Source organism: Streptomyces roseirectus (assembly GCF_014489635.1).
Taxonomy (GTDB): domain Bacteria; phylum Actinomycetota; class Actinomycetes; order Streptomycetales; family Streptomycetaceae; genus Streptomyces; species Streptomyces roseirectus.
The window spans coordinates 2,139,530-2,160,944 of the sequence record NZ_CP060828.1 but is presented as its reverse complement, the minus strand read 5'-3'; the positions used below and the strand labels follow the sequence as shown (position 1 = coordinate 2,160,944).

The following is a 21,415-nucleotide window of genomic DNA, read 5'->3' as shown; positions in this document are numbered from 1 at the left end:
TCACGCCTCAGCCGGGCAGTCCCCCCCGGACACCGTCCCGCCTCAGCCCGGCAGCTCCACCACGAACACCGTCCTGCTCTCCTCCTGCGTCAACCGGATCGTCCCCCCGTGCGCCCGCACCAGCGAGCGCGCCACGGACAGGCCGAGTCCGCTGCCGCCGCGGTCCCGGCTGCGGGCCTTGTCGACGCGGTAGAAGCGGTCGAACACCCGCTCGCGGTCGCTCTCGGGCACCCCGGGGCCTTCGTCGGCGACGCGGACGGACGTCAGCCCGTTCTCGACGCGGACCGAGACGGAGACGGGGGTGCCGGCCGGCGTGTGTACGGCCGCGTTGGTGAGGAGGTTGTCCAGGACCTGCCGGATGCGCTGGGGGTCGAGGCGGAGCTTGAGCGAGGCGGGTCCGGGGAGGACCGTCAGCGGGTGGTTCTTGTGGCCGGCCCGGAACGCGTCGGCGGCCTGCTCCACCAGGTCCGTCAGATCCGTCTCGGCCATCCGCAGCGGCGCCTCGACCTCGGCGGCGTCGAGGCGGGCGAGCAGGAGGAGGTCGTCGAGGAGGAACCCCATGCGGGCCGCCTCCGCGCGCAGCCGCGCGAGATGGCGTTCACGTTCCTCGGGCGCGTTCGCGGCGGCGTACTGGAAGAGGTCGGCGTACCCGCGGACGGACATCAGGGGCGTGCGCAGCTCGTGCGAGGCGTCCGCGATGAACCGGCGCAGCCGCTGCTCGGCCTCCGCGCGGACCGCGAGGGAGGCGTCGATGTGTTCCAGCATCGTGTTGAACGCGGTCCGCAGCTCCTCCACCTCGGGCCCGCCGCCCCGCTCGTCGGCGCGCAGCGGCAGCCGCGCGGCGGAGTCCGTGAGGTCGTGGGAGGCGATGCCGTGGGCGGTGTGGGCCATGTCGCTGAGCGGGTTGAGCCCGCGCCGCAGGAGCCGGCGGCCTATGACGACGAGGACGAGGAGCGCGAGCCCGAACGCGACGACCTGGATCTTGACCAGCCGCTGCACGGTGTCGTCGATGTCGTCGAGGGGCGCCGCGCTGACCAGGACCACCCCGGGCTCGACCTCGCAGGCGCGCATCCGGTAGTCCCCGGCGTCCGAGATGTGCTCGGTGCGCAGCAGTTCGTCCTGGGAGGTCACCTGCGCCTTGGCGAGAGCCGCGAAGGCGTCGACGTCCTCCGGGAGGTCGGTGGGGTCCTCGGGCTTGCGCAGCCGCGTCGTGCCGTCCCGCACGTCGTACACGGCGTAGAACCAGCTCCAGTACTTCTTGCCCGACAGCTTGCCGTCGTCGGCGATGGACTTGGACTGGGCGATCTGGGCCTGCGCGAGCGTGGTGTCGAGCTGGGCGGAGAGGTAGTCGCGCATGTAGGTCGTCAGGGCGGTGCCGACGACGGCGAAGACGATCAGCGCGAGCGCGCCGAGGCCGAGCGCGAGCCGCGTGCCGAGCCGCATCCGCCGGTAGGCCCCACGCAGGCGCCCGGTCACTCCGCGGCCTGCCGGCGCACGACGTACCCGAAGCCGCGCACGGTGTGGATCAGCGGGTCACCGGTCGCGTCCAGCTTGCGGCGCAGCCGGCTGACGACCAGCTCGACGACGTTGGACCGGCCGCCGAAGCCGTACTCCCAGACGTGGTCGAGGATCTGCGCCTTGGTGAGGACGGTGGGGGAGCGGCGCATCAGGTAGCGCAGCACCTCGTACTCGGTCGGCGTCAGCGTGAGCAACTGGCCCGCGCGGCGGACCTCGCGGGTGTCCTCGTCCATCGTCAGGTCGGCGACCTGGAGGACCGAGCGGGTGAAGTTCGGGCCCGCCGAGCGGCGCAGGACCGTGCGCAGGCGGGCCATCAGCTCCTCGACGGCGAACGGCTTCACCAGGTAGTCGTCACCACCGCGGGTGAGCCCGGCGACACGGTCCGCGACGCCGTCACGCGCCGTGAGGAACACCACGGGCACCATCGTCCCCGACCGCCGCAGCCGGTCGAGCACCCCGAAGCCGTCCAGGTCGGGCAGCATCAGGTCGAGCACCACGATGTCCGGCTGGAACTCGGCGGCCAGCCGCAGCGCGTCCTCACCGGAGTTCGCGGTGACCGCTTCCCAGCCTTCGTAGCGGGCGACCGTCGCCACGAGATCGGCGATCGGCGGGTCGTCGTCCACGACGAGCAGGCGTACTTTCTCCACCCGTTCATAGTGCGCTACGCCACTGACAGGACGAGTCCCGCGGATGACACTCTCCTGGATCGATAATTACTTGAAAGTCTTACGACAGGATATCGACAGCTCCCGACGGCGAAGCTCATGTCCTGAGAAGCCGATCGAGGAGTTTCAGCCCGTGACGACCGTCCAGCAGTCTCCCCCCACACCCGCCGCCACGGGGATACGACCGAAAGTGGTGGCCCGCACCGGCCTGTACGCGCTGCTCGCCGCGAACGTGGCAGCCGTCACGTACTTCGCCGCGGACGCCGGGTTCGGCTCCAACGCGCTCATCGTGCTCGCCCGCTTCGCCGGCCTGTACGGCGCCCTGTTCATGGCCTTCCAGCTCCTGCTGGTCGCCCGCCTGCCCTGGCTCGACCGCCGCATCGGCATGGACCGGCTCACCAACTGGCACCGCTGGACCGGCTTCGGCCTGCTGTGGACGCTCGTCGGGCACGTCGTGTTCATCGCGTTCGGCTACGCCGACCTCGCCGGGACGATGGACCCGGTCAACCAGCTCGTGAACCTCGCCGAGACCGCCGAGGGCGTCCTGCGCGCCGTCGTCGCCCTGGTCCTGATCCTGGTCATCGGCGGTGCCTCGGCCCGCTGGGCGCGCCGCCGCCTCGCGTACGAGACGTGGCACTTCATCCACCTCTACACGTACGTCGCCGTCGTCCTCGCCTTCACCCACCAGGTCGCCATCGGCACGACGTTCACCGCGTCCGGCGCCGCGACCGCCTACTGGTACGGGGTGTGGGGCGTCGCGCTCGGCTCGGTCGTCCTCGGCCGGTTCGTGCTGCCGCTGTGGCGCAACTGGCGCCACCAGCTGCGCGTCTCGGAGGTCGTGCCCGAGTCCGACAACGTCGTCTCCGTGCACATCACCGGGCGCGACCTCGACAAGATGCCCGCGCAGGCCGGCCAGTTCTTCCTGTGGCGCTTCCTGACCCGCGACCGCTGGTGGCAGGCCAACCCCTTCTCGCTGTCCGCCGCCCCCGACGGACTGCGCCTGCGCCTGACCGCGAAGGCGGCCGGTGACGGCTCGGCGGGCCTGCGGCACATCAAGCCCGGCACCCGCGTCTTCGCCGAGGGCCCCTACGGCGCGTTCACCGCGCTGCACCGCACCCGCACCGACGCGCTGCTCATCGCCGGCGGCGTCGGCGTCACACCGATCCGCGCCCTCATGGAAGACCTCACCGGGCACGCGATCGTCGTCTACCGGGTCCGCGACGAGCGCGACGCCGTCCTCTACGACGAGCTGCGCGACCTCGCCCACGCCAAGGGCGCCGAGCTGCACCTCGTCACCGGGCCGCCCGTCCCCGACCGGCTCGCCCCGCGCGAACTCGCCGCGCTGGTCCCGGACATCGCCGAGCGGGACGTCTTCCTGTGCGGGCCGCCGCCGATGATGAACGCGGTCCTCGGCACCCTGCGCGAGCTGGACGTGCCGAAACCGCAGATCCACTTCGAGCGCTTCAGCCTGGCGGGATGAGAGAGACACCGTGAAACGAGCTATTCCTGTCCTTGTCCTGTCCGTCGCCGGGCTGATCCCCGTCTTCCGCTACACCCCAGGCGTCGAGTCGTCGTCCAGTACGGCCTCCAGCGCGGAGGTGAGCGCGCCGGCCGCGTCCGCCTCCGGGACCGTCTTCTCCGGGATCATCGTCCCGACCGAGAAGGGCGACGTCCAGGTCCAGATCACCTACGACGGCGGGAAGATCAGCGCCGTCAAGATGCTGAAGCAGCCGGACCATCCGCAGACCGAGGCGGCCGTGCCGAAGCTGATCGCCTCGACGCTCCAGGCGCAGAGCGCCGCCATCGACACGGTGTCCGGGGCGACGATCACCAGCGACGGCTACAAGAAGTCGCTCCAGGCGGCGATCGACGCGCACACCGCCGCCGCGAAGACCGCCGCGACCCCGTCGGCCCCCGCCGCCTCTTCCTCGAAGACCGTCGCCGGGACGACCGTCCCGACCGAGAAGGGCGACGTCCAGGTCCAGGTCACCTTCGAGGGCGACGAGATCACCGCCGTCGAGATGCTGAAGGCGCCGAACCACCCGCAGACGAAGAACGCCGTGCCGAAGCTGATCGCCGAGACGCTCGCGGCGCAGAGCGCGGACATCGACACCGTCTCCGGCGCGACCATCACCAGCGACGGCTACCGCGAGTCGTTGCAGGCCGCGCTCGACGCGAAGGGCTGAGCCGTGCACCGTGTCGAGCACGTCATGGGGTTCCCGGTCTCGCTGAGGATCGACGACGACACCGTCCCCGAGGGGATCGGCGACGCCGTCTTCGGCTGGCTGCGCGAGGTCGACGAGCGGTTCAGCCCGTTCAAGCCCGGCAGCGAGGTCTCGCGCTACGGGCGCGGCGAACTGCCGGACGGCGAGCTGAGCGCCGACCTCGTCGAGGTGCTGGGGTTGTGCGAGGAGTACCGGGCCGCGACCGGCGGGGCGTTCGACGTCCGGCTGCCCGGCCGGGACTTCGACCCCTGCGCCGTCGTCAAGGGCTGGTCCGTGCAGCGCGCGGCCGACCTGCTGACGGGGGCCGGCGTGCGGCGGTTCTGCCTCAACGCCGGGGGCGACGTCGTCGTCGCCGGCGGGCCCTGGCGGGTGGGGGTGCGCCACCCGGAGTTCGCCGATCAGGTGTGCGCCGTGCTGGAGGTCGCCGACGGGGCCGTCGCGACGTCCGCGCGGTACGAGCGCGGCGACCACATCATCGACGGGCGCACGGGTCTCGCGGCGACCGGCCTCGACAGCCTCACCATCGTCGCGCCCACCCTCACCCTGGCCGACACGGTCGCCACCGCCGCCTTCGCCATGGGACGCGACGGCGTCGAGTGGGCCGCCGGGCGGACGGGGTGCGAGGTGTTCGCGGTGGTGGCGGGCGGGGGAGTGCTGCGGACGGACGGGGTGCCGATCGCACAGGTGTGACACCGGCGCCTGCGGGCAGGCGCTCAGGGGTGGTCGTCGACGTCCGTCTCGAATGGCGAAATTCAGACCGTGCACCCGTTGAAGAGATGCAACACAAGCGGTCTACACTCTCCCCGCAACGGCCGAGAACGCGGCCGATCACGGGCGGAATCGGCCAGACCCGAAGGGTGTTCGGCGTTTTGATACGGATAGATTCAGTCACCAAGCGGTACCCGGACGGCACGGTGGCGGTCGACCGGCTCTCCCTGGAGATACCGGACCGCGCGATCACCGTCCTGGTCGGTCCCTCGGGCTGCGGCAAGACCACCACCCTCCGGATGATCAACCGGATGGTCGAGCCCAGCGAGGGCATGATCACCATCGACGGCGTCGACACCCGCAAGCAGCCGGTCAACACCCTGCGCCGGGGCATGGGTTACGTCATCCAGAACGCCGGGCTCTTCCAGCACCGCACCATCCTCGACAACATCGCCACCGTGCCCCGCCTGCTGGGCACCGGCAAGGCCGAAGCGCGGGACCGCGCACGGGAGTTGATGGGGCGCGTCGGCCTCGACGCGGCGCTCGCGAAGCGCTACCCCTACCAGCTCTCCGGCGGCCAGCAGCAGCGCGTCGGCGTGGCCCGCGCGCTCGCCGCCGACCCGCCCGTCCTGCTGATGGACGAGCCGTTCTCCGCCGTCGACCCCGTCGTCCGCAAGGGACTCCAGGACGAACTCCTGCGCATCCAGGACGAGTTGGGCAAGACCATCGTCTTCGTCACGCACGACATCGACGAAGCCGTGAAGCTCGGCACGATGGTCGCCGTACTGCGCACCGGCGGCAAGCTCGCCCAGTTCGCACCGCCGGCCGAGCTGCTGTCGCGGCCCGCCGACGCGTTCGTCGAGGACTTCCTCGGCGCGGACCGCGGTATCCGCCGGCTCTCCTTCTTCCCGTCCGACGGGCTGGAGTTGACGACCGAGGCGGTCGTCGCGATCGACGCCGGCGCCGAACAGCTCGCGGCGCGCGCGGACCTCCCGTACCTGCTCGTGACCGACCTCGACGGCAGGCCGCTCGGCTGGAGCGAGCCGGACCGGCTGACCGCGGGGGAGATCGAACCGGGTCAACTCCTGTCCTGCGGGCGCCCGTTCGCCGCCGGACGGGACTCGCTGCGGGCCGCGCTCGACTGCGCCGTCCTCTCGCCGAGCGGATGGGCGGTCGGCGTGGACGCGGAGGGGCGGGCCGCCGGAGTCGTCTCGCAGCAGGCCATCGCCCAGGCCATCCGCGGCGCCCACGAGGAGAGCGCGTCCCCACAGCCGAAGGTCCTGCGGTGAGCTACTTCGACGGCTTCTTCGACATCCCCAGCGACCTCCAGCACAGCTGGCTCGGCCTCATCGGGCTGCACCTGCGCGAGGCGCTGCTCCCCGTCCTCGCCGGGCTCGTCATCGCACTGCCGCTCGGCCAGCTCTGCGTACGGCTCAAGTGGCTCTACCCGCCCGTGCTCTGGGTGACGACCGTGCTGTACGCGATCCCCTCGCTCGCCTTCTTCGTCGTCCTCATCGACTACACCGGCATGACCGAGCTGACCGTGATGATCCCGCTGACGGTCTACAGCCTCGTCGTGCTCGTCCCGGCGATCGTCGACGCGGTGCGGTCCGTGCCGCAGGAAACCCTCGCGGCCGCGACCGCGATGGGCTTCGGGCCCGTACGCCGGTACGTCCAGGTGCAGTTGCCGATCGCCGTGCCCGCGATCATCGCCGGCCTCCGGGTCGCCGTCGCCTCCAGCATCTCGCTGGTCAGCGTCGGCACGCTGATCGGCAACCAGGGGGCGCTGGGCAACCTGCTGCACGACGCGAACATCTACAACCGCCCCGAGCTGGCCTGGAACTCGGTGCTGACCTCGGCGGCCCTCGCGGTCGTCGTGGACGCGCTGCTGGTCGGGCTGCGCACGCTGCTCACGCCGTGGATGCCCCGGGCGCGCGCCCGCCGGCCCAGGCCCGAGGCGGTCCCCGCCGCACTGGAGGACGCCGTCCGGTGAACGTCCTGCACTACATCAACGCCTTCTTCGACAACGACGCCAACTGGAGCGGGTACGCGGGGATCCCGGCGCGGCTGTGGGAGCACGTCCAGTACTCCCTGGAGGCGCTGGCCCTCGCCACCGTCATCGGGCTGCCGATCGGACTGGTCACCGGGCACTACGGGCGCGGCGGCAACGCCCTCGCGTTCGTCGCGACGGCCGCGCGTGCGCTGCCCACGTTCGGGCTCCTCGTCCTCGCCACGATGATCCTCGGGTTCGGCATGCTGCCGGTGATGATCCCGCTCGTCGTCCTCGCCGTCCCGCCGATCCTCGTCACCACCTACGAGGCGATGCGCTCGGTCGACCCGGCGCCCGTGGACGCCGCCCGGGGCATGGGCATGCGGGAGACGGACATCCTGTTCCGGGTGGAGCTCCCGGTGGCCCTCGCCCTGATCCTCGGCGGCATCCGCTCCGCCGCCATCCAGATCGTGTCCACCGCCACGATCGCCGCCTACGTCGGCCTCGGCGGGCTCGGCCGCTTCATCATCGACGGCCTCTACCAGCACGACTACGAGAAGGTCGTCGGCGGCGCCACCCTGGTCGCCTTCATGGCCCTCGCCACGCTGGGCCTGTTCTGGGCGGTGGCCCGCCTCGCGGTGTCGCCGGGGGTGCGCAGGAGCGCGTGACGACAGAGGGCGGTACCCCCTCCGAGGGGGTACCGCCCTCTGTGTTTTCTCAGACCGGCCGGACGGCGATGGCGTCCACCTCGAACAGCATCCCCGGCAGCGCGAGCGAGGCGACCCCGCTCAGGGTCTGCGCCGGGAAGCGGTTCCCGAACCGGGCGGGCAGCGCCTTGCCGAGGACGTCCAGCTTCTCGGCGTCGTGGTCGACGACGAACGTGCCCAGTCTCACGACGTGTTCGAAGCCGAGGCCGACCGCCGCCAACGCCTCTCCCAGGTGGTCGAAGGCGAGTTCCACCTGGGCGGCGAAGTCGCCGGGCACCGGGGCGCCGGTCGCGTCGGAGGCGTACTGGCCGGAGACGAAGACGAGGTCGCCGGGCGCCGAGACGACATGGCTGTAGACGAGCGGGGTCGGGTCGTGGAGCGCGGGCGGGTTGGTGATCGTACGGGCGTCGTTGCTCATGACAGGGTCAACTCCGCGTCCCGCCCGGGTATTTCACGCCGTCAGCCCCCTGTGCGGGCCAGCGCCTGTTCCAGGACCACCAGCAACGCGTCCCGGACAGAGCCCCGTTCGCGGGCGTCGAACACCAGCAGCGGGACGCCGTCGGTGACGTCGAGGGCCCAGCGGACCTCGTCCAGGGTGTGTTCCACCTTGCCGTCGAAGGCGTTGATGGCCACCGCGAAGGGGATCCGGCGGTGCTCGAAGTAGTCGACGGCGGCGTAGCAGTCGTCGAGGCGGCGGGTGTCGACGATGACGAGGCCGCCGACGGCGCCTTCGACGATGTCGTCCCACATGAAGCCGAAGCGCTCCTGGCCCGGCGTGCCGAACAGGTAGAGCTTCAGCGTCGGGTCGATGGTGATGCAGCCGAAGTCCATCGCGACCGTGGTCGTGGTCTTGCGCGGCGTGTGCGACAGGTCGTCGACACCCGCCGCGACTTCGGTGATCGCCGCCTCGGTGGTGAGCGGTTCGATCTCGGAGATCGAACCGACGGCGGTGGTCTTGCCCACCCCGAAGCCGCCCGCGATCACCAGCTTGACCGGCAGCGGCGGCCGTTCGGCGGCCACCGCGGCGCCGGCGCCGGTGAACGGTTCAGTCGGAGTCACGGAGTACCCCCCGGGAGTCGGGGATGGCCCGCAGGCCATCGATAACCCTGCGCAGGACGGACGCGTCGTGGATCGCGCCGGAGTCGGGCACGTGCACCGTCAGGTGCCCGGCCGCGCGCAGATCCTCGGCGAGGACCCGCACCACGTTGAGATGCAGCCGCAGCCGCGCGGCGATCTCCGCGATGGACTGCGGACGCCGGCACGCGGCGACGATGTCGTGCTGTTCGAAGGAGAGCCGGTCCAGCACACCGAGCCCGTCCGCCGTCGCCACCACCTGGGTCTCGACCGGCATCGGACGCCCGGAGGCCGCCGAACCGGCCACCCGCCCGGCGGTGACCAGGAAGGGCCGGACGGCGGAGGGCACGCGCGCGGGCGCGTCGTCCTCGCCGGCGCCCTGCGGGGTGCGCCCGTCCGCCATCTTCGCCTGCTCTTCTCGTCAGCTCGTCGGCTCTTCGCCGGCTCTTCGTCAGCTCTTCAGAGGTGACCGCCGGTCAGCGTGTCCTGCTCTGGTGACGGTGGCGGTCCTGCTGGCTCTGCTTGGCGGCGCCCACGGTGTTCTTCAGCTCCAGCACCAGCTGCGGACTGAGCGCGGAGCCCGCCCGGTTGGCGAACACGGTCATCTCGTAGGCGATGTTGCCGAGCTTCGCCTCCTTGTCGGTGACGACGCCGAGGACGGCGCCGCTGCCGATCGAGGAGACCAGCACGTGCCCGCCCTCCAGATCGATGATGACCTTGTTCAGCCCGCCCAGGCCGTAGTTGCCGGAGGCCCCGGCGGCGAGCGAGGTGATGCCGGAGACGATCGCCGCGAGCCGTTCGGAGTCCGCGTGTTCACGCAGCTCCGAGACGGCTATCAGCAGTCCGTCCGAGGACACGGCGATGGCGTCGACGACGCCCGCGGTCTCGGTGGCGAAACGGTTGAGCAGCCAGGTGAAATCGGCTGCGGCGGCCCGCAGATCGGTCGGCGTGGCCTCACCCGCGGGGGTGTCACCTGTCGACGTGCTCACTGCTCGGCTCCTTCCGGAAGGTGGTTCTGGTGGTGCGTGGGGTTCCGGTCGTCGGTGGGGGGTCGACGGCTGTGCACGTCGTCGTGCGCAAGCGTGTTCTGCGTGGTGTCCTGGACATTCTCGCCGCCGGGGCCCGCTCCGGTGAAGGGGGCCGCCTCGGTGAAGGGGCCCGCCGGGTGCTCCGCCGTGTCGGCGTTCGCGCGGGCGACCGCCTCCTCGAACTCGTCCAGCGCGTCCCGGACGGCGTCCGCGTCGGCGGGGCGTGAGGCGGTGCGGGCGGCCTGCTGCGCGGCGGCGTCCACCGTCGTGCGCAGGGTCGCGCCGCGGACCCGGCGCTTGAGGGGGCGCGGGCCGGCCTCGGGACGCTCCTCGGAGCGGGCCCGGGGGATGAAGGGGGCGGGGTCGTCGGCGGGGGGCCGGCGCGGGAGGGTGTCGGCGGGCTCGGGGCGTGAACTCCCGCCGGGCGCGGGGTTATCGGCCGGATCAGGGCGTGAACTCCCGGCGGGCGCCGGGGAGTCGGTGGCATCGGGCGTCCGGGGCATGTCGGCGTCGGCCGTCCGGGGCGTGCCGGTGTCCGCGGCATCGGCCGTCCGGGGTGTGCCGGCGTCGGTGAAGTGCCGTGCGGTGGAAGGCCGTTCCCCGCTCGCTCCGCCGTCCTCGCCCACAGACCTCTCCGTGCTCACCGTCGCCGACGTCCGGGCGTCTGCCCCGAAGCTCCCGGCGGAAACCGCCGACTTGCGCACCACCGTCTCCGCGAGGCCCGGCTCCTGGCCGCTCAGCGTCAGCAGCAGGGCCGACGGCAGGGACACCTCGGCGGTCAGCCCGCCCCCCGGCGTGCGGGAGAGCGTGACCTCGATCTCCCAGCGCCGGGCGAGCGCGCCGACGACGAAGAGGCCGAGCACCTTCGTCGGCACCAGATCGAGCCGTTCGCGCCGCACCAGCCGCGCGTTCTCCTCGGCCAGCCGCTCGGCGCTCATGCCGAGCCCGTGGTCGACGACGGTGATGGAGGCGCCCTCGGCGTGCGAACGCACCCCGACCTCGACGGGGGAGTCGGCCGGCGAGAACGACACGGCGTTCTCCAGGAGTTCGGCCACCATCAGCGTGAGGTCGCCGATGATGTCCGGCTCGACCATCACCTCGGACGCGGCCCGCAGCTCGACCCGCTGGTACCCCTCGATCTGCCCGAGCGCGGCCCGCACGACGTTGGTGAGCGCGGTCGGCCCCGAGTCGAGGACCGTCTCGCGGATCCCGGCGAGCAGCATCAGGCTGTCGGCGTTGCGGCGCAGGCGGACGGCGATGTGGTCGATGGAGTAGAGGCGTTCAAGGAGCGCCGGGTCGGTCTCGCCGCGCTCCACGGCGTCGATCAGCGTGAGCTGACGGGTCGTCAAGTTGCTGACGCGGCGCCCCACGTTGCCGAACATCTCGGCGACGTTGCGCCGGCTCAGCACCTGGCGTTCAAGGAGCGCCGCCGCTGTCGTCTGGACGTTGTTGAACGCCTCGGCCAGCTCCCCGATCTCGTCGTCCGCGGTGACCGGCAGTTCGCGCAGCCTCGGCGAGCCGGTCTCCTCCGCGTCGTCGTCGGCGACCCGCGCGAGTTCGCGCCCGGCGACGTCGGCGACCTCGCGCGCGGCGCCGGTCAGCGCGAGCACCGGGCGCACGACCGAGCGGCGCACCAGCACCGAGAACGCGATCCACAGGACGAACCCGACGATCGCCAGGTTCAGCAGCAGGGTGACGCGCCAGCGGGCGCTGCTCGCCGCGTCGTCCGCGCGGTCGGCGATCTCGCCGATCAGCGAGTCGGTGATCTTCAGCCGGTTCTCGGCCTGCTGCTGGTAGTCGCCGTACGCGGCCAGCGCCTGGCGCAGCGAGGTGCGGATCTGCTCGGTCGTCGTCGACTGCAACGCGCTGGGGTCGACGGAGAGTTCGGCGTAGTGCTGGTCGATCACGGCCTGCGCCGCGTTGTGCTCGACGCCGCCGAGGCGGTCGGCCTGGTCGGCGCTCGCGAACCGGCTGAACCGCTGGGCCTGGTACGTGTAGAGCTCGTAGGCGCCGACCGCGCCGGTGAACTCGATGAGTGCGTTGCTGTCGCCGGTCAGCGCCGAGAACACGCCGGTCTCGAAGGCGCCGTGCGCGGCGTCGGCCCGCAGCAGGGAGTCCAGCAGGTTGCCGGTGAACGTCGTCGCCAGCGCCGAGTTGCGGTCCAGGCCGAGGCCGTCGATGAGGCCGCGGGCCGCGCCGGTGTACGCCGGGTCGATGTTGTCGGCGGGCAGGTAGCCCTGCTCGATCGTCGTCCGCAGCCCCGCCAGGCCCTCGACCTCGCGCAGCGCCTGCGCCTCGCCTGCCGGGAGCCGGCCGCCGAAGGAGTCGCGCACCTTGCGCACCTGCTCGTCGACCTTCACCTGGGCGACCCGGTAGGGGTCGGTGGAGGGGGTGCCGCCGTCGAAGGACGCCTCGTGGCGCACCGACAGCAGGATCGCCTGCTGGTGCTCGGCCTCCACCAGCGAGACCAACTGCGCCACCTCGGAGCTGTCGCGCACCAGTTGGGCGGCGTCCTCGGCCCGGCTCGACTCCTGGAGCAGGTCGGTGATGACGTACGTCAGCAGGACGGCGATGACCGCGAGCGGCACGCCCACCAGGACGTTCAGCTTGCGCTGGAAGGGCCACCGGTCGGTGAGTCCGCGCAGCCCGCGGCGGACGCGGGCGGGTGCCGACCGGGCGGGGGCGTCCGCCTCGTTCGTGGACACCGGGCCTCCTTCAGGGCGGGTGGTGCGCCGCGCGCCTCGCGCACGGGATGGCCTGACGATGGCCGGTTCCGATCGGTCGCCCGTTCCGCTTCTGGTGCTGCCCGGACTTGATGGGTCGGCCGCCGATCCGTACCGGTGAGTGATCGGATCCGACTGCGGCGAGGCTATCGCTTCCCCGAACGGACAGGCACATCGCCCTGGGTCAAGAATCCATTACGAAGCGACGCCGACCACAATCGGCCACGTGCGTAAGCGGAACGGGAAGGGGAGCTGCCGAAATCGACGCCAACCGTTTACACAACTCCTCTTGACTGTCCAAGAAGCCGCTGGATTGGATCGAGGGACCTCCGGAGTCTGTGTCTACGGACTCTCAGGCGCATCAGCCTCCTCCCCCCAAGTCGGAAACGGGAACCGTGACTTCTACCGCACACCCCCGCAGAGCCATCCGTCGCAACACCGGCGCGGCGGCGGTCCTCGCCGCGGCGACGGTCCTGCTGGCGGGCTGCAGCTCCGACGACACCGGCAGCAACCCCCTCGACGGGGGCGGTTCGGACGGCAAGACGGTCGTCGTGGGGTCGAACAACTTCGCCGAGAGCACCCTCCTCGCCGACATCTACGGCGAAGCGCTCAAGGCCAAGGGCATCAAGGTCTCCTACAAGCCCAACATCGGCAGCCGCGAGACGACCTACGGGCTCCTCAAGAACGGTTCCATCACCGTCCTGCCCGAGTACAACGGCTCGCTGCTCGCCTACCTCGACGCCAAGGCGCCGCAGACCTCGCTGGAGACCGTCAACGCGACGGCCAAGGCCAAGCTCGACCCCAAGCTGACGCTGCTCGAATCCTCGCCGGCCGAGGACAAGGACTCCGTCACGATCAACGCGGAGACCGCGAAGAAGTACAACCTGACGGCGTCGTCCACGCTCGCCGACCTCAAGGACATCGCACCCGAGCTGGTCCTCGGCGGCTCGCCCGAGTTCCAGACGCGCCACCAGGGCATGCTCGGCCTGGAGTCCGAGTACGGGCTGACGTTCAAGTCGTTCAAGGCGCTCGACGCCGGTGGTCCGCTCACGCAGGCGGCGCTGAAGAAGAACACCGTGCAGGCGGCGGACATCTTCACGACCGACCCGACCATCCTCAAGGAGAAGTTCGTCGTCCTCCAGGACCCGAAGAACCTCTTCGGCTTCGCGAACGTCACCCCGCTCGTCTACAAGGAAGCCCTCTCCGCCGACGGGGTCGCCGCCCTCAACGCGGTCTCCGCGAAGCTCGACACGAAGACGCTGCTCGACCTCGACGCGCAGGTCCAGCTGGAGAACAAGGACCCGCTGGACGTCGCCAAGGCGTGGCTGAAGTCCGTCGGCCTGGACTGAACCCGTTGAGCACCACCGACGCACCCCGGGTGTCCGCGCGCGGTACGGACACCCGGGTCATCCTCACCGGATCCGCCCTCACCCTCGGTGAGCTGACCGCCCTCGCGGACGGCGAGGCGGTCCCCGCCGCCGACCCCGCGGCCCGCGAACGCGCCGCCCTCTCCCAGCTGACGGCCCGTCAACTCGCCGCCTCCGGACGGCTGTACGGGCGCGGCACCGGCGTCGGCGCGAACCGCTCGGTCACCGTCGACGCCGACGACGAGCACGCCCACAGCCTCCGCCTCCTGCGCAGCCACGCCGGGGGCGCGGGCGCGCTGCTGCCTTCCCGGCAGGTCCGCGCGATGCTCGCCGTACGCGCCAACCAACTCCTCGCCGGGGGCGCGGGGATCCAGCCCGCGATCATCGACGCTTTGATCGACGCCCTGCGCCTCGGGGTCCACCCCGCCGTGAACGAGTACGGGGGGCTCGGCACCGGGGATCTGACGGCACTGGCCCAGACGGGGTTGACGCTGATCGGGGAACGACCGTGGATCGGGGGTGGGTTGGGCGACGGGGGGTCCGGTGCCGGAGCGTTCGGTGGCGAGGTAGCCGGTGGCGGGGCGTGCGGTAACGGGGCGCCCGGTGACATGGCGTCCGGCGGGGTGTCCGGTGGCGGGACGTGCGGTGGCGGGGCGTCCGCTGCTGGGGCGTCTGGTGCCGGGATGTCCGGTGGCGGGGCGTGCGGCGACGAGGTGTCTGCTGCCGAGGCTTCCGGTGCCGGAGTGTCCGGTGGTGGGGCGTGTGATGGCGGCGTGTCCGGTGGTGGGGCGTTCGGGGGCGGCGTGTCCGGTGCCGGGGCGTTCGGTGCGCATCCTGCCCCCGTCATCCTCCAACCCGGCGATGCCCTCGCCCTGTTGAGCAGTAACGCCCTTGCCCTCGCGCAGGCCGCGCTGGCCTGGGACGGGGTGGATGTGTTGCTGCGGGCCACTCATGTCGTCGCCGCGCTGTCCCTCGCGGCGGTCTCCGGGTCCGGGGAGGCGTACGCGCAACCTGTGCACGCGTTGCGGCCCTATGCCGGTGCCGCGCGTGTCGCGGGGGAGGTGCGGCGGTTGTTGGGGTGGGGCCGGATGCCGACCGTGGCCGCGCGGCGGGTGCAGGACCCGTACGGGTTCCGGGCGTTTCCGCAGGTGCACGGGTGTGCGCTGGATGCCGCCGACCGGTTGCGGGAGGTGGTGGAGGTCGAGGTCAACTGCCCTTCCGAGAACCCCCTGGTGGACGTCGACGAGGGCACCGCCTACCACCACGGCGGGTTCTTCGCGGCGCCGCTCGCGCTCGCGCTGGACGGGCTGAACCTCGCCCTGCTGAAGACGGCCCAGCTCTCCACCGCCCGCCTCTCCGCGCTCGGCCACCCCGAACTCACCGGCCTCGCGCCGTTCCTGGCGGACGGGCCGGCGAGCAGTTCGGGGACGATGATCCTGGAGTACACGGCCAACTCCGCGCTCGCGGAGGTGCGTTCACAGGCGGTGCCCGCGTCCTCGGGGCACGCCGTGGTCTCCCTCGGCCTTGAGGAGGCCGCCAGCTTCGCGGGCCAGGCCGCACGCCAGTCCCTGCGGGCCGCCGACGCCTACGCGACACTCCTCGCCTGCGAACTCGTCAGCGCCGTCAGGGCACTTCGCCTCCGGCCCACCCAGCCGCCCACTCCCGCCTTCACCACCGCCTCCGCCGCCCTCCCCACCGGCACGGACGACCGCCCCCTCACCGCCGACATCGCCACCGCCACCGAACTCCTCCCGACCCTGGCCCAGTTGTGAACCCGACGCGCCGACCACCCCTCGACGTGCGGTAAGCTTCAACCACGAACTGGCCGCCCCAACAAGGCGGAACAGAACACGCGTTGGTGGTCCAAGGAAAGACGTCCCGCTTCCTGCGGGGAGATGCAGGTGCAAGGCTTGCCCAGCGCTCAAAAGGAAAACCCGTCCCGATGGGGCGGGTTTTCTGCTGTTCACGGACACCCGCTCACACCCGAAAAACCGGAAGCCCATCCGGAACCCGCCCCCTAACCTCGCCCCGATGAACAGAAGACGCCAGAAGAAGCTCACCGCTCGCCTCATGGCCGCCGCCCTGAGCGACACCGGCACCGAAGTCGCCGCCCTCCTGCGCGCCGGCGCCGACCCCACGATCCCCGACCGCTACGGCACCACCCCCCTCTACGCCGCCTCCGTCCACGGCAACGCCGAAGCCGTCCGCCATCTCCTCGCCGCGGGAGCCCCGCCGAACGCCGAGAGCGCGGGCGAGGGCGCCGAAGGCACACCCCTGTGTGCCGCCGCCTGCTGGGGCCACACCGCCACCGTCCGCGCCCTTCTCGCACACGGCGCCGACCCCGCCCTCCGTGAGGACCACGGCACGGGCCTCACGCCGTTGGAGTGGGCCCGGCAGGGGGCGTACGAGGAGACGGTCGCCGTGCTCGTGGCGGCGAGTCCGTGTCGTCGCTGATGCCGGTGCTCGGGGCGGGAGTGTTCACGTCCGCGTGCTTCGGCCTGGTGCGCCCGTAAACTGGGACGATCCGTGTCAGCAGTACGTCCGCGCTCAGGAGGTCGGCAACCGTGGCGTTCGAGGACCCGTCGAGTGACGTGCTCGCGCAGGCCGCCGAGAACTTCGGGCTGCTGGCGTCGCCGGCGCGGCTGCACATCGTGTGGGCGCTGGCGCAGGGCGAGAGCGACGTGACGGGGCTGGCCGAGCGGGTCGGCGGGGCGTTGCCCGCCGTCAGCCAGCACCTGACCAAGCTGAAGCTCGCGGGGCTCGTGCGGTCGCGGCGCGAGGGGCGCCGGCAGGTGTACTTCGTGGACGACGCCGACGTCGTCGAGGTCGTGCGGCTGGTCCTCGGGCGGCTGAGCGAACGGGCCGCCGGGGCCGAGGTGCCGGTGCCCCGCCTCCGTGGCCTCTGAGCGGGGCCCGCAGGCCGACGACAGCGCCCTGGAGACCCTGCGGCGGCTCGGGAGCCGGCCCAAGGGGCTGACCGAGGACGAGGCCGCCGTCCGGCTCGCGGAGCACGGGGAGAACACGCTTCCCGAGACCACCTCCGTCGCCTGGCCGCGCCTCCTGCTCACCGGCGTCCGTGACCCCTTCACCTGCGTCCTCCTCTGCCTCGGCCTCGTCTCCGCGCTCGTCTCCTCCTGGGGCACCGCGACCGTCATCCTCGCGCTCGTCGCCGTCAGCTGCGTCCTGCGCGCCGCCGGCGAACGCCGCGCCGACCGGTCCGTGGCCGCCCTGCGCGACCTCGTCGCCGGCACGGCCACGGTCGTCCGCCGCCCCGGCCCCGACGCCGAGCCGCGCACCCGCGAGATCCCGGCCACCGAACTCGTCCCCGGCGATGTGATCCGGCTGGGGCCGGGAGACCTCGTCCCGGCCGACGTGCGGCTGCTGCGGGCCCGCGGGCTCACGGTGCGCCAGGCGGCGCTGACGGGGGAGTCGGCGCCGGTGGGGAAATGGGCGGAGGGGGTGGGGGTGCTTGCCGGGGGCGGGCGTTTCGGTGCGGTGGGGGTGTCCGCCGGGGGCGGGCGTGCTGAGGATCCGGGGTTGGTTCCCGAGGGCGTGGGCCCCGGCGGGGCAGGGCCGGTGCGCGAGGGTGAGACTGGCGGTGGTGAGGTCTCCGGGGGCGCGGCTTCCCGTACGCCGGGCTCGCTTTCCGGTGGGCCCGGGGCAGCCCCCTTCGACGTCCCCCACCTCTGTTTTCAGGGCAGTGACGTCGTCTCCGGGACCGCGAGTGCTGTGGTGGTGGGGACGGGGGCGGGGACCAGGTTCGCGGCTGTGCAGGGGCCGCCGGTGCGGCCTGCGGGGAGTGCGTTCGACCGGTCGGTGCACGGGATCTCGTGGGTGCTGATCCGGTTCATGCTGCTGACGCCGCCGCTGGTGCTGATGGCGAACGCGGCGCTGCGGGACCGGGGCCTGGAGACGCTGCCGTTCGCGGTCGCCGTCGCGGTGGGGCTGACGCCCGAGATGCTGCCGGTGATCGTCACGACGTGTCTCGCACGCGGGGCGACCCTGCTGGCGCGCGCCCACAACGTGATCGTCCGACGCCTCCCCGCGCTGCACGACCTCGGCGCGATCGACGTCCTGTGCGTCGACAAGACCGGCACGCTCACCCAGGACCGTCCGGTCCTCGCACGCGGCATCGGGCCCGACGGGGGCGACGACGCGGACGTCGTGCGCTGGGCCGCCGTCCAGGCGTGGTGGACCCTCCACCTCGCCGACCTGCCCGCGCCGGACGCGCTCGACGAGGCGCTGCTCGACGCCGAGGGGGCGGCGGGGGAGGAGTACGACGGGGTCGACGCGATCCCCTTCGACCCGTCCCGCCGGCTCGCGACCGCCGTCGTGCGCGGGCGCCGAGTCGGCACGCACCTGCTGATCACCAAGGGCGCGGTGGACGACGTCCTCGACCGCTGCGCCCTCGCGCCGTCCGAACGGGACCGGCTGCGCAAGCTCGCCGCGGCCGAGGCGGACGACGGGCTGCGGCTCCTCGCGGTCGCCACGGCCGAACGGACCGCCCGGACCCGGCCCTACACCCCGGCCGACGAACGCGGGCTGACCTTCCGCGGTCTCGTCGCCTTCCGCGACGACCTCGCACCCAGCGCGGCGGAGGCCCTGCGGGGGCTCGCGGCGCGGGGAGTGTCGGTGCGGGTCCTCACGGGCGACGCACCCGGCACCGCGGCGAGGGTGTGCCGGGAGCTGGGGCTGGAGCCGGGGGAGCCGGTGGTGCTGGGGGCGGGGGACGGGGCCGACAACTCCGGCGACGGGGCCGGGGGCTCGGGTGACGGGGCTGAGGGCTCCGGCGCCAGGCCCGACCGCTCCGGCGACGAGGCTCAAGGGGCCGGAGGAGTCGCGGGCAACGGGGCTGAAGGGGCCGCAGGTGTCGCGGGGCACGTCCCCGAAGGTGCCGGTCGTGTCGCGGGCGCCGTCCCCGACGCCACCGTCTACGCCCGTTGCACCCCCGAGGACAAGGCTCGCGTCGTCGCGTCCCTGCGGGCCGCCGGGCACACCGTCGGGTTTCTCGGGGACGGGGTCAATGACGCGCCCGCGCTGCGGGCGGCGGATGTGGGGATCGCGCCGAGGTCGGCGTGCGCGGTGGCGCGGGAGAGTGCGGACGTCGTCCTGGGGGAGAAGGAGCTGACGGCGGTCGGGCACGCGGTCACCGCCGGGCGGTACAGCAGCGGCAACATCGCGTCGTACCTGAGGGTCACGCTCTCCTCGAACCTCGGGAACGTCCTCGCGATGCTCTCGGCGGGCCTGCTGCTGCCGTTCCTGCCGATGCTGCCGGCACAGGTCCTCGCGCAGAACCTGTGCTTCGACGCGGCGCAGCTCGCCTTCGCGTACGACCGCCCCTCGGCGGCGGTGCTGCGCCGCCCGACCGTCCTGCGCCCCCGTTCCTTCCTCGCGCTGATCACCGGCTTCGGCGCGCTCAACGCGGTCGCCGACCTCACGACGTTCGGCATCCTGGCGTTCGCGCTGCGCGGTCCTGACGAGGTCGACGACGAAGCGCTGTTCCACTCCGCCTGGTTCACCGAGAACCTTCTCACCCAGGCCCTCGTGATGGTCCTCCTGCGCACCGGCCGGCACGCCGTACGCGGGGCCCGCCGCCCCGGCCCCGTCGGCTGGGCCGCCCTCGCCCTCGTCACCGTCGGCCTCCTGGCCCCGCCGAGCCCCCTCGGCACCACCCTCGGTATGACGGGTCTACCCCTGCCGTACTACCTCCTGCTGGGGGCGGTGCTGGTGCTGTACGGGGTGGCGCTGCGGGTACTGGTGCGGAGGTAGGGGCGGGGTGACCCCGTCCGGTGGGCCTCAGCCGTACGTCAGGTTGGAGCACGGGTTGTCGTCGGCCGAGCGGGCGTCCGCCGATACCTGGGTGGGGACGGTGGACGGGGCGGGGGAGGCGGTGGTCGCGTAGTCGTCGCCGAGGACGACGTTCAGGGCCGCGCCGGAGATGGGCTCCAACCGGGCGCCGGGGAAGGCGGCGGCCAGCGTCCGCGCGCTCTTCTCCAGCCCCGGGCCGTACTGGACCACCGTCGTCGTGTGGGACTGGCTGGCGGCGGTCGCCGTGCCGGTGACGGTGAAGCCGGCGGCGGTGAGTTTGGCGGCGCCCTTGGCGGCCAGGCCGGGGGTCGTGGTGCCGTTGTAGACGGCGACGTCGATGCCCGCGCCGGAGACGGGAGTTGGGGCCGGGGTTGGGCTCTTGTCGCCGCCCGTGTGCTTGCCGCCCGCGTTCTTGCCGTCGATCGTGCGGTCCTCGCGCAGGGCCGACCACAGGGCGGACGCGTCCGGTTCGACGATCGCGACCCGGGCGCCCTCGTAACGCCAGGGCACGGTCACGAACTTGGTGTTGTGGAGGTCGACGTCCTTGAGGGACATGGCGAAGGAGATCAGCTTGTCGGCGGAGCCGAGGCCGGGGTCGACGGTGAGCGACTTGGTGGCGGCCTCGGCGAGCGGCAGGAGGTTGGTGGGGGACAGGCCCTTCTCCTTGATCTGCTTCAACAGGCTGGCCACGAACGCCTGTTGGCGTTTGATCCGGCCTATGTCGGAGCCGTCGCCGATCCCGTGCCGGATGCGCACGTAGTCCAGCGCCTTCTGCCCGGAGACCTTCTGCTCGCCCTGCTTGAAGAGCAGGTCGCCGCGCGTGGCCCGGCCGGGGCTGAGGTCCTTCTGGTAGATGTCGTTGGGCAGACAGACGTCCACCCCGCCGACGACGTCGGTCAGCGCCGCGAACCCCTTGAAGTCGACGACGACCGTGTGGTCGATCCGCATCCCGGTCAGCTTCTCGACGGTGTTCTGGGTGCAGGCGGGGTTGCCTTTGTCCGTCTGCCCCATGGAGAACGCCGCGTTGAACATCGTGTTCCGCTGCTCCGCCGACCACGTCCCGTCGGGCAGCTTGCACGGCGGGATGGTCACCAGCGTGTCGCGGGGGATGGAGACCGCGAGCGCGTGCTGGTGGTCGGCGTAGACGTGGAGAAGGAACGTCGTGTCGGAGCGCCCGATGTCGTTCTTGTCGCCGCCACCGAACGCCGCGTTCCCGTCGGTGCGCGCGTCCGACCCGATGACCAGCACGTTCTCGCCCGCCGTGTCCGCGGGCCGCTGCTCGGAGAGGCCCCCGGCGTCGAAGGTGGTGATGTCGCCGTCGAGCTTGAGGTACAGCCAGCCCGCGCCCGCGCCGAGCAGCACCAGCAGGGACAGCGCGAGGGCGAGGCCCACCCGGAGCCGGCGGGCCCGCGGGGTGCGCTGGGCACCGCGGCGACGCCCCCGGCCCTGCTCCTTCTGACCCCGCTCCCTCTGGCTCCGCTCCCTCCGGCCCCGCCCCTTGCGGTCCCGCTCAGGCGGCGCCGACCGGCCGCCGCCGGTCCGGTGGCGTGGCGGTGTCGCGCTGTGGCTGCTGGTGACGGTCATCGGCGCCCTCGCTGTGTC

Annotated in this window: 19 protein-coding genes; 11 read left to right on the top strand and 8 right to left on the bottom strand. The window is 72.4% G+C overall.

Annotated features, from left to right (window positions below):
• Positions 1–42 precede the first annotated feature (42 nt).
• Complete coding sequence (locus IAG44_RS08875; protein WP_187746586.1) at positions 43–1,476, bottom strand: sensor histidine kinase; 1,434 nt, start codon at positions 1,474–1,476, stop codon at positions 43–45.
• Positions 1,473–2,165: a response regulator transcription factor gene (locus IAG44_RS08870; RefSeq protein WP_187746585.1), complete on the bottom strand. Its 693-nt coding sequence runs from the start codon at positions 2,163–2,165 to the stop codon at positions 1,473–1,475. Before IAG44_RS08870 ends, IAG44_RS08875 begins: the two co-directional genes overlap by 4 nt.
• A gap of 151 nt (positions 2,166–2,316) precedes the next feature.
• Between IAG44_RS08870 and IAG44_RS08865 the strand changes: the two genes are divergently transcribed.
• From IAG44_RS08865 to IAG44_RS08840, 6 genes are all read left to right on the top strand, one after another.
• Positions 2,317–3,663, top strand: coding sequence for a ferredoxin reductase family protein (locus IAG44_RS08865; RefSeq protein ID WP_187746584.1), 1,347 nt, complete (start codon positions 2,317–2,319; stop codon positions 3,661–3,663).
• A gap of 10 nt (positions 3,664–3,673) precedes the next feature.
• On the top strand, positions 3,674–4,369 hold the full coding sequence (locus IAG44_RS08860; RefSeq protein ID WP_187746583.1) for an FMN-binding protein: 696 nt from the start codon (positions 3,674–3,676) through the stop codon (positions 4,367–4,369).
• A gap of 3 nt (positions 4,370–4,372) precedes the next feature.
• Positions 4,373–5,098, top strand: a complete 726-nt coding sequence (locus IAG44_RS08855; RefSeq protein ID WP_187746582.1) for an FAD:protein FMN transferase — start codon at positions 4,373–4,375, stop codon at positions 5,096–5,098.
• A 179-nt stretch (positions 5,099–5,277) separates the two neighbouring features.
• Positions 5,278–6,405 (top strand): ABC transporter ATP-binding protein, encoded by a 1,128-nt coding sequence (locus tag IAG44_RS08850; RefSeq protein ID WP_187746581.1) that lies wholly within the window; start codon positions 5,278–5,280, stop codon positions 6,403–6,405.
• Positions 6,402–7,109 (top strand): ABC transporter permease, encoded by a 708-nt coding sequence (locus tag IAG44_RS08845; protein ID WP_187746580.1) that lies wholly within the window; start codon positions 6,402–6,404, stop codon positions 7,107–7,109. Before IAG44_RS08850 ends, IAG44_RS08845 begins: the two co-directional genes overlap by 4 nt.
• Positions 7,106–7,774 carry an ABC transporter permease gene (locus IAG44_RS08840; RefSeq protein ID WP_187746579.1) on the top strand — a complete coding sequence of 223 codons (669 nt, stop codon included), beginning with the start codon at positions 7,106–7,108 and terminating at the stop codon, positions 7,772–7,774. The genes IAG44_RS08845 and IAG44_RS08840 overlap by 4 nt, the downstream gene beginning before the upstream one ends.
• A 49-nt stretch (positions 7,775–7,823) precedes the next feature.
• Here the strand turns inward: IAG44_RS08840 and IAG44_RS08835 are convergent, their stop codons facing one another.
• From IAG44_RS08835 to IAG44_RS08815, 5 genes are all read right to left on the bottom strand, one after another.
• Positions 7,824–8,231, bottom strand: a complete 408-nt coding sequence (locus tag IAG44_RS08835) for a RidA family protein (protein WP_187746578.1) — start codon at positions 8,229–8,231, stop codon at positions 7,824–7,826.
• Between the two features lie 41 nt (positions 8,232–8,272).
• Entirely contained in the window at positions 8,273–8,872 is a 600-nt protein-coding gene (locus tag IAG44_RS08830) for a GTP-binding protein (RefSeq protein WP_187746577.1), read from the bottom strand.
• Entirely contained in the window at positions 8,859–9,290 is a 432-nt protein-coding gene (locus IAG44_RS08825; protein ID WP_187746576.1) for a DUF742 domain-containing protein, read from the bottom strand. The genes IAG44_RS08830 and IAG44_RS08825 overlap by 14 nt, the downstream gene beginning before the upstream one ends.
• Before the next feature lie 73 nt (positions 9,291–9,363).
• Positions 9,364–9,876, bottom strand: coding sequence for a roadblock/LC7 domain-containing protein (locus tag IAG44_RS08820; protein ID WP_187746575.1), 513 nt, complete (start codon positions 9,874–9,876; stop codon positions 9,364–9,366).
• The gene (locus IAG44_RS08815) at positions 9,873–12,620 is read right to left on the bottom strand and encodes an ATP-binding protein (RefSeq protein ID WP_187746574.1); all 2,748 of its coding nucleotides are present in this window, start codon (positions 12,618–12,620) and stop codon (positions 9,873–9,875) included. The genes IAG44_RS08820 and IAG44_RS08815 overlap by 4 nt, the downstream gene beginning before the upstream one ends.
• Positions 12,621–13,033: 413 nt before the next feature.
• Here IAG44_RS08815 and IAG44_RS08810 point away from each other — a divergent pair, with 413 nt between their 5' ends.
• From IAG44_RS08810 to IAG44_RS08790, 5 genes are all read left to right on the top strand, one after another.
• A complete protein-coding gene (locus IAG44_RS08810) occupies positions 13,034–13,987 on the top strand; it encodes an ABC transporter substrate-binding protein (protein ID WP_187746573.1) in 954 nt (317 codons plus the stop codon).
• Positions 13,988–13,992: 5 nt separating this feature from the next.
• A complete protein-coding gene (locus IAG44_RS08805; protein WP_187746572.1) occupies positions 13,993–15,777 on the top strand; it encodes an aromatic amino acid ammonia-lyase in 1,785 nt (594 codons plus the stop codon).
• Positions 15,778–16,036: 259 nt separating this feature from the next.
• Positions 16,037–16,459 (top strand): ankyrin repeat domain-containing protein, encoded by a 423-nt coding sequence (locus IAG44_RS08800; protein ID WP_187746571.1) that lies wholly within the window; start codon positions 16,037–16,039, stop codon positions 16,457–16,459.
• A gap of 110 nt (positions 16,460–16,569) precedes the next feature.
• Positions 16,570–16,911 carry an ArsR/SmtB family transcription factor gene (locus tag IAG44_RS08795; protein ID WP_187746570.1) on the top strand — a complete coding sequence of 114 codons (342 nt, stop codon included), beginning with the start codon at positions 16,570–16,572 and terminating at the stop codon, positions 16,909–16,911.
• Positions 16,901–19,774 (top strand): HAD-IC family P-type ATPase, encoded by a 2,874-nt coding sequence (locus tag IAG44_RS08790; protein WP_187746569.1) that lies wholly within the window; start codon positions 16,901–16,903, stop codon positions 19,772–19,774. Before IAG44_RS08795 ends, IAG44_RS08790 begins: the two co-directional genes overlap by 11 nt.
• A 27-nt stretch (positions 19,775–19,801) precedes the next feature.
• On the opposite strand, the gene IAG44_RS08785 is transcribed toward IAG44_RS08790, so the two are convergent.
• A complete protein-coding gene (locus tag IAG44_RS08785) occupies positions 19,802–21,397 on the bottom strand; it encodes an LCP family protein (RefSeq protein ID WP_187746568.1) in 1,596 nt (531 codons plus the stop codon).
• Between the last annotated feature and the right edge of the window lie 18 nt (positions 21,398–21,415).

Bases quoted from the DNA above. Each gene is read 5' to 3' on its own strand.
- IAG44_RS08785 (WP_187746568.1), bottom strand. From the start codon at position 21,397: ATGACCGTCACCAGCAGCCACAGCGCGACACCGCCACGCCACCGGACC.
- IAG44_RS08835 (WP_187746578.1), bottom strand. From the start codon at position 8,231: ATGAGCAACGACGCCCGTACGATCACCAACCCGCCCGCGCTCCACGAC.
- IAG44_RS08825 (WP_187746576.1), bottom strand. From the start codon at position 9,290: ATGGCGGACGGGCGCACCCCGCAGGGCGCCGGCGAGGACGACGCGCCC.
- IAG44_RS08800 (WP_187746571.1), top strand. From the start codon at position 16,037: ATGAACAGAAGACGCCAGAAGAAGCTCACCGCTCGCCTCATGGCCGCC.